Below are 1,956 nucleotides of genomic sequence, written 5' to 3'. Positions count from 1 at the left end.
CGCGGTGCGCGCGGATTCCCATGATGGCCCGGAGCTCAGGCTCCACCCAGAGGCCGGATAGATTGATGCGAACCGTCTCTCACTCATCTGACACAGCCCTCTTGCAACGCACGGCCGGTCCATAGATTTTTTCATCCTCGCCTATTTTCTGATCTCAACCTTGGCCTATGCCCAGAACGATCCGGTCGCGCCGGCACCGCCGTCGCCATCGACCTCGGGCACCGAAGGCGACAGCTGGCTTTTCCTGCTCGTGATCCCCTTCATCGTGGTGGCTGCCGCAGTCTACTTCTACATCAAACGAAACCGCCCGACGTCCCGGTTCTGATCACGACACCGACCGAGCGCGACCCTCGTCTCCGGCACATTGACGAGCGTCCCCAGTCCGCAGCAGACTTGCCGCGCTGCAGGATAGGGGAGGACATCATGGTGGACCGGGATGGCGCGCATGAGGGGCAGTGCCGGTGCGGGCAGGTGCGGTTTCGCGTCAGAGGAGCACCTATCATCACCATGGCTTGTCACTGTATGGGCTGCCAAAGAATGACTGCGAGCGCTTTCTCGTTAAGCGTTCTGTATCCGAGCCATGACTTCGAGGTGTTGGAGGGCGAACCTACGATTGGCGGCCTTCATGGGGCGACGCGCCATTTCTTCTGTCCGCATTGCATGAGTTGGCTCTTCACCCGGCCCGAAGGCATGGACGAGTTCGTCAATGTCCGCACGACCATGCTTGAGGACCCGAGCCGGTTCGTGCCCTTAGTCGAACCCTGGACTGCCGAGGCGCTGCCCTGGGCAAAGACGCCAGCGGTCCACAGCTTCGAAAGACTGCAGCCAATGGAGCGCTATCCGGAATTGGCGGCAGAGTTTGCTCAGAGATTCCTATAGAAGTCTTCGGACTGAAAAAAGCCTATACGATGAAGAAATCCTTCTCCGTGATCGAGAGATGCTTCGAGAGCTTTGCGATCGCTTTCTGGGAGGCCGAACCGGTGCCATCGGGATCGTAGTAGAGATACCCGGTGTCCTCGTTGTAAATGACTCGATCGCTCCGGTCGTGCGCAGAATCTCCGGTCCAGAAAGCATCCGATTTCAGGCGCCCTTTGGCGCCAGCCTTGGTGAAGACGTCCTTCTCCAAGTAGATGCTGTCGTACTTCACCGAGAAATCGGTGACACTGTCCACATTCGACTTGCTTGGAGCAGTGTCAAAAACGAACTTGTGTTGCCGCGGCCTCCTGAAAGGGTGTCCTTGCCCTGGTCGCCGGAGAGATAATCATTGCCGGAGGAACCGGCGAGCTTGTCGTTTCCACGCCCGCCATACAGCCGATCATTGTCGCTCCCGCCATCGATGCGATCGTTGCCGCCATAGCCCTTGATCCAATCCCGTCCTGACTGACCGAAAATCCGATCGTTGGCTATATTTCCGAGAAGCCAATCATTCCCGGCGCCGCCGTCGATCGTTACCGCAGCGTAGTAAAAACGGGGGGATGTCAGATCGACTACGTCGTTTCCGGATCCGCTGTTGATCTGCGTTACATTGATCAGGCGTGGAGTGTCGGCGTTCGACGTATCCAGATAGATCAGATCTCCGTCCGCCGTGCCGTTTACCGTATGAACATCGCTGACATTCCCCCAGGTGTCCACGCTTGCAATGCCTTGCACCTGGAATCCAGTCCCAGGTGTCGCATCGCCAGGAGTCCCGGTATCTACGAATGAATCGACCTTGAACGCTCCGGTCCAACTTAGATGAATCATGACACTAGCCGTTCTTATGCATGGGAAGGTTGATGAAGGCTGGCGAGTGTAGCTTAAGCACTTGAAGCAGCGTAGGATTTGGTTGTTGAGACTAATCCCTGCCACCAATTGCCCTGTGCCACACTCGCCATGCCGGACGATACACCTGCCACCTTCCCGTTTCCAGCCGTTGGCCGCAAGAAGATCACCGCTGCTTTCGACGGTGGGCGCCTG

At 57.6% G+C, this 1,956-nt stretch carries 4 protein-coding genes; 2 read left to right on the top strand and 2 right to left on the bottom strand.

Features of this window, described 5'->3' with window-relative positions:
* The first annotated feature begins 160 nt into the window (after positions 1 to 160).
* Together FS320_RS45680 and FS320_RS42400 are read left to right on the top strand one after the other, a co-directional pair.
* Entirely contained in the window at positions 161 to 325 is a 165-nt protein-coding gene (locus FS320_RS45680) for a hypothetical protein (protein ID WP_153885409.1), read from the top strand.
* Positions 326 to 423: 98 nt separating this feature from the next.
* Positions 424 to 879, top strand: coding sequence for a GFA family protein (locus FS320_RS42400; RefSeq protein ID WP_152718525.1), 456 nt, complete (start codon positions 424 to 426; stop codon positions 877 to 879).
* A gap of 22 nt (positions 880 to 901) precedes the next feature.
* Here the strand turns inward: FS320_RS42400 and FS320_RS42395 are convergent, their stop codons facing one another.
* Both FS320_RS42395 and FS320_RS42390 read right to left on the bottom strand, forming a co-directional pair.
* Positions 902 to 1,171, bottom strand: a complete 270-nt coding sequence (locus FS320_RS42395; protein WP_152718524.1) for a hypothetical protein — start codon at positions 1,169 to 1,171, stop codon at positions 902 to 904.
* Positions 1,144 to 1,743 (bottom strand): calcium-binding protein, encoded by a 600-nt coding sequence (locus FS320_RS42390; protein ID WP_152718523.1) that lies wholly within the window; start codon positions 1,741 to 1,743, stop codon positions 1,144 to 1,146. The genes FS320_RS42395 and FS320_RS42390 overlap by 28 nt, the downstream gene beginning before the upstream one ends.
* Positions 1,744 to 1,956 lie beyond the last annotated feature (213 nt).

This window comes from Microvirga tunisiensis (genome assembly GCF_009296175.1).
GTDB lineage: Bacteria > Pseudomonadota > Alphaproteobacteria > Rhizobiales > Beijerinckiaceae > Microvirga > Microvirga tunisiensis.
The sequence above is the reverse complement of the archived record's forward strand: the minus strand, read 5'-3'. Positions and strand labels throughout refer to the sequence as shown.

What these genes read in the sequence shown, in the direction of transcription:
- FS320_RS42390 (WP_152718523.1), bottom strand. Translation starts at nt 1,743, where the DNA reads ATGATTCATCTAAGTTGGACCGGAGCGTTCAAGGTCGATTCATTCGTA.
- FS320_RS42400 (WP_152718525.1), top strand. Translation starts at nt 424, where the DNA reads ATGGTGGACCGGGATGGCGCGCATGAGGGGCAGTGCCGGTGCGGGCAG.